This window comes from Streptomyces torulosus (assembly GCF_001419765.1).
GTDB classification, from domain to species: Bacteria; Actinomycetota; Actinomycetes; order Streptomycetales; family Streptomycetaceae; genus Streptomyces; species Streptomyces torulosus.
In genome coordinates this window covers 1-5,330 of sequence record NZ_LIRK01000820.1, presented here as the reverse complement: position 1 = coordinate 5,330, position 5,330 = coordinate 1, and the positions used below count along the sequence as shown (strand labels likewise).

The 5,330-nt window shown below is 72.0% G+C and carries 3 protein-coding genes; all 3 read right to left on the bottom strand.

Features of this window, described 5'->3' with window-relative positions; all coding sequences use genetic code 11:
- Positions 1-82: 82 nt before the first annotated feature.
- A complete protein-coding gene (locus AOK23_RS40705; protein ID WP_055717445.1) occupies positions 83-1,657 on the bottom strand; it encodes an amino acid permease in 1,575 nt (524 codons plus the stop codon).
- A gap of 190 nt (positions 1,658-1,847) precedes the next feature.
- A complete protein-coding gene (locus AOK23_RS40700; protein WP_055717444.1) occupies positions 1,848-4,106 on the bottom strand; it encodes a DEAD/DEAH box helicase in 2,259 nt (752 codons plus the stop codon).
- A 525-nt stretch (positions 4,107-4,631) separates the two neighbouring features.
- Complete coding sequence (locus AOK23_RS40695; protein WP_055717446.1) at positions 4,632-5,162, bottom strand: hypothetical protein; 531 nt, start codon at positions 5,160-5,162, stop codon at positions 4,632-4,634.
- Positions 5,163-5,330 lie beyond the last annotated feature (168 nt).

The window sequence follows — 5,330 nt, the reverse complement described above, 5'->3', positions numbered from 1 at the left end:
AGCCCACCCCCACTCGGGCTCCGCACGATCCCTCGCCCGCTCCGGCCCTCCGCCTCGCGCACCCGCCGGCGGCACCCCCGCCCTACGGATCCACCGGCTCCGGTGCCCCCTCCCTCCCCTTCGCCCGCGCCACGTTCCGTTCGTGCTCGGGGTTGAGAAACCAGTGCCGGGCCGAGGCGGTCCACCAGATCGCGGCGAAGCCGAGGACCACCAGGACCGCGACGGGGGCGTAGTTGAAGTTCTCCCAGGTGACCGGGGAGAGCTGGGGCAGCATGAAGAGGACGGTGATGACCAAGACCCAGGTCACCGAGATGACGCCGATCGTCCGCGACCAGCGGCCCAGATGCCACGGCCCCCGCTCGAACGCGTCGCCCTTGCGGAGCCGCAGGAGCGTCGGGATCACGTAGGCGATGTAGAGGCCGATGACCGCGATGGAGGTCACGGCCGCGTACGCCGTCACGTTGATCAGATACGGCAGGCCCAGGACGAGCGCGCCGCCCGCCGCCAGCCACACCGCCGCGACGGGCGTCCGGGTGCGCGGGCTGACCGTGTGCCAGACGTGCGAGAACGGCAGCGCGCCGTCGCGCGAGAAGGCGTAGATCATGCGGCTGTTGGCCGTCACGGACGCCATGCCGCAGAACAGCTGCGCGCCGATGACGACGAGGAGCAGCAGCTTCCCGGCGGTGGCGCCGAGCGCGTCCATGAGGATCTGGGCCGGCGGCACCCCCGTCGCGGACTTCAGGGCGCCGTCGTACGACTGGATGGCGAAGGTGAAACCGAGCAGCAGTACGAGTCCCGCCACCCAGGACGTCCAGATGGAACGGACGATGCCTTTGGGGCCGGCCGTGGACGCGTCGTGGGTCTCCTCGGTCATGTGCGCGGAGGCGTCGTACCCGGTGAAGGTGTACTGCGCCATCAGCAGGCCCAGGAGGACGACGTAGAACGCGCTGCCCCAGCCCGTGTTGTTGACGAACTCGGTGAACACGAAGGACGCCGAGCGGTGCTCGTCGGGGACGATCGCGAGGGCACCGACGATCACCACGACACCCAGGACGTGCCACCACACGCTGATGCTGTTCAGCAGGCCGACGATACGGACGCCAAAGGTGTTCAGCAGGCCGTGCAGCAGCAGGATCGCCGCGAACAGCAGGATCGTGCGGCCGGGCGTCACCTCGAAGCCGAACTCCAGGTTCAGGTACGCGGCCAGGAACGACGCCGCGCCGAAGTCGATGCCGGCGGTCACCGCGACCTGGCCGAGGACGTTGAACCAGCCCGTGAACCACGCCCACGCCGCCGCCGTCCGGGGCGGCGCCAGCCGGTGCGACCAGAAGTACAGGCCCGCGGAGGTCGGGTACGCCGAACAGATCTCGGCCATCGCGAGGCCGACGAACAGCGTCATCAGCCCGACCCCGACCCAGCCCCAGGTGATCACCGCCGGGCCGCCGGTGTTCATGCCGAACAGGTACAGGGTCATGCAGCCGGACAGGACCGAGATGATCGTGAAGGAGACCGCGTAGTTCGAGAACGCGGACATACGGCGTGCGAGGACCTGGGTGTAGCCCAGTTGGGCCAGTCGTTCCTCGTCCGACACCGTGACCGACACCGAGTCCGGAGCCGAGGCCCCGGACGCCCCACGGGCTATGTCGTCATCTGTCATGCCCCCAGCAATTCCCTCACGGAGGGCGTGACATGCGTCACACGGTGGCTGAAAATCGGCCCAGCCCGCCTCTTCGGGCTCCGGTACAGGCCCGCCACCGCCGCCGCCCCGGAGCGCGACACGAAAACGCCGTGGCCCCCACCCGGAAGGTGGGGGCCACGGCGTTCACAGAGTGGGCGCTCGGCCTCGGTCAGCCGTTGCGCTTCCAGCGCGGCTTGTCCTCGCGGCGGCCGAACGAGCCGGTGCCGCGGTGGTCGTCACGGCGGCCGTACGGACGCTCGTGGCCGCCGGAGCGGAAGCCCGGACGGTCGCCCTGGCGGTCCCGGTTGAACGGACGGTCGCTGCCCCGGTGACCACCGCGGTCGTCCCGGCGCTCGAAGGAACGGCCACCACGGTCGAACCCACGGTCACGGTTGTCGCGGTTGAGGCCACCGCGGTCGTCGCGACGCTCGAAGGAACGGCCACCGCGGTCGTCCCGGCGGTTGTCGCGGTTGAAGCCGCCACGGTCGTCACGGCGCTCACCGCGGTTGTCACGGTTGTCGCGGTTGTCGCGGTTGAAGCCACCGCGGTCGTCACGACGCTCGAAGGAACGACCACCGCGGTCGAAGCCACGCTCGTTGTCCCGACGGAAACCGCCCCGGTCGTCCCGACGCTCGCCCCGGTTGTCACGGTTGTCACGGTTGAAGCCACCACGGTCGTCACGACGCTCGAAGGAACGACCACCGCGGTCGTCCCGGCGGTTGTCGCGGTTGAAGCCGCCCCGGTCGTCACGACGCTCACCGCGGTTGTCGCGGTCGTCCCGGCGGAAACCGCCGCGGTCGTCACGACGCTCGTACGACGAGGAACGCCCGTACGACCCGCGCTCGGCCCGGTCGGTCCGCTCGAACCGCTCGGCCTTCTCGACGCGCTCGACGTCCTGCGCGGCCGGCTGCTCCGGCACGGACACCTCGGACAGCACCGCGGCGTCGACAGCGGCGGCGGCCGCCTCGACGACGGCGGCACCCTCGCCCGTCTCCTCGGCGCGCGCCTGGGCGATCGCCGCTTCGGGGTCCTCGCCCCGCTCCCGCGCGGCACGCGCGGTCAGCCGGTCGGCCTCCTCGCGCAGCTCGGCGGCGCGGCGCGTGGCCCGTTCCAACTGCTTGGTGAGGTGAGCGACTTCACGCTCGGCCTGCTGCGCGGCGTTGCCGGCGGACTCGGCCTGGACCTCGGTCATCGACCGGGCGCCGGTGATCTCGGCGACCTCGGGGTCGAACGTCGTACCGCCCTGGATGATGTGACGCCCGGCGTCGACGCCCGCGTCCTCCATCAGCCGGAAGATCTGGCGGCGCTGGTGCGGCAGGGAGAGGGAGACGACCGTGCCCGTACGCCCGGCACGCGCCGTACGGCCGGCCCGGTGCAGGTAGTCCTTGTGGTCGCCGGCCGGGTCCACGTTGAGGACGAGGTCGATGCCGTCGACGTGGATGCCGCGCGCGGCGACGTCGGTCGCGACGAGCGCGTTGACGTAGCCGTCCTTGAAGTCGGCCAGGGTCCGGGTCCGCGCGCCCTGCGTCATACCGCCGTGCAGCGCGTCGGCCTTCACGCCGGCGTCGCGCAGCTGCTCGGCGATGCGGTCCGCGCCGAGCTGGGTGCGGACGAAGATGATGGTGCGGCCCTTGCGGGAGGCGATCGCGGCGGTGACCGGCGCCTTGTCCTTGGGCTTCACGATCAGGATGTGGTGCGACATGGTCGTGACGTTGCCCTGGGCGCTGTCGACCTCGTGCGTGACCGGGTTGCTCAGGTAGCGCTTGACCAGGGTGGAGATCTCGTTCTCCATGGTCGCGGAGAACAGCATCCGCTGGCCGCCGGCCGGGACCTGGTCGAGCAGCTCGGTGACCTCGGGCAGGAAGCCCAGGTCCGACATCTGGTCGGCCTCGTCGAGGACGGCGATCTGGACGTTCTCCAGCGAGCAGGCGCCGCGGTTGATGATGTCGCGGAGGCGGCCGGGGGTGGCGACGAGGATGTCGACGCCGCGCTCCAGGGCGTAGATCTGGTTGCCCATCGACGTACCGCCGCAGACGACCTTCATCTTCAGGCCGAGGACGTCGCCGTACGGCTGGAGCGCGTCCGCGACCTGCATCGCGAGCTCACGGGTCGGGGTGAGGATGACGGCGCGGGGCTTGTGCTTCTCGGTGCGGCCGCCGGCGAGCGTAGCGAGGGTCGGCAGACCGAAGGAGAGGGTCTTGCCGGAGCCGGTGCGGCCACGACCGAGGATGTCCTTGCCGGCCAGGGCGTCCGGGATGGTCGCGGCCTGGATCGGGAAGGGGGTGGTCACGCCGTTCTGCGCGAGCTTGCGCACGACGCCCTCGGGGAGACCGAGGTCCGCGAAAGTGACCTCGGGGGCCGCCGTCTCGACGGAGTCGTTCTCGCCGTTCTCGGGCACGACGACGTGATCAGTACTGGAAATGGACATGCGTATGCGAAACCTTCCGGAGTCTCGTCGGCACGCGCCCGTCAACTCCGTGATTCGCACACGACCGCCTCTATGCGGTCCGACACGGCAAAGGAGAGTACGCGCCACACGGCGCGCTCTGCGTTGGCGCCGGGCAAATGGGATCAAACGATCTACCACCATACGCACCCTCCACCCCTAAAGGCAAACCGAACCGGTACCCGCAGGTCAGAAGGCGATCAGCGGAGCCCAACTGGGAAAGCCAGACTCCTGGCCGCCTTCACCGATGAGAGGGCAAACCGCTGGCCAGGGGCCCTGCGGCGGCGTCGGCGGCACCGTGCTCTCGGCCGGCACCGGAGGAGCCGCCGTGCCGCCCTCGCACCCGTGTCGTCCGCCACACTCCAGCGGACGCCGGAAGGCCACGGCCACCGCGCAGACGGCGACGACCACCGCGCAGACGGCCATCACCCCGCAGGACGCGGCCGCGATCACCCCGGCGACGCCCCCGCCCGGCTCACAGCGGCACACAGCGGTCCCGCCCGGCCGCTACGCCGCGTCCCCCGCCTCCGGCGCGGGCTCCCGTTCCATCAGCTGCGCCCCCTGCTCGTGCGCGGACGACGACGGCTCGGCCGACGGCTCCGGCGCCGGGGACTCCGCCGGCACCGACGGCTCGGGCGGCTCCGGCGGGGCCGAGGAGGGCGCGGGCGTCGGCTCGCCCTTCGTCGGCTCCGGCACGGGCGGCCGCTCGCCGTCCCCCTTGCCCTTCCCGCCCTTCGGCGGCTTCGCCTTCTTGCGCGGCTCGGCCCCCTCGGAGGCCGCCGCCGAGGCGGAGGCCGACCGGGACGCGGAGGGGTCGGGCGAGCCCGAGGGGCGCGGCTTGCCGCGCCCGACCTGGTACCCCGTACCGCCCCCGCCCGTCACGGCGGTGCCCCCGTCCGGCCGCTCACCGCCCCGCTGCCCGGCGGAGGGCGAGGGGCCGGGGTGCTGCCCGCCGTCCCCCACGCTCATGCAGCCGACGGCCGCGGCGACGGCCATGACCGTGGCGGCCAGGCGAACGGGTACGTACAAGGCGCGCACGGCGGCCACCTCCGTGGGGGCGGAAAGGGGAGTCCACCTGTTCAACTCCCGCCGCACACAAGAAGACACGCGCCACGCCGACCCGCCGGGCCCTCGCCACCCCGCGCCGGACCGACCCGCCGGACCTCCACCACGTCACGCCGGAGCGACCCGCCGGACCTCCACCAC

Coding starts and splice junctions, on each gene's coding strand:
- AOK23_RS40705 (WP_055717445.1), bottom strand. CDS start 1,657: ATGACAGATGACGACATAGCCCGTGGGGCGTCCGGGGCCTCGGCTCCG.
- AOK23_RS40700 (WP_055717444.1), bottom strand. CDS start 4,106: ATGTCCATTTCCAGTACTGATCACGTCGTCGTGCCCGAGAACGGCGAG.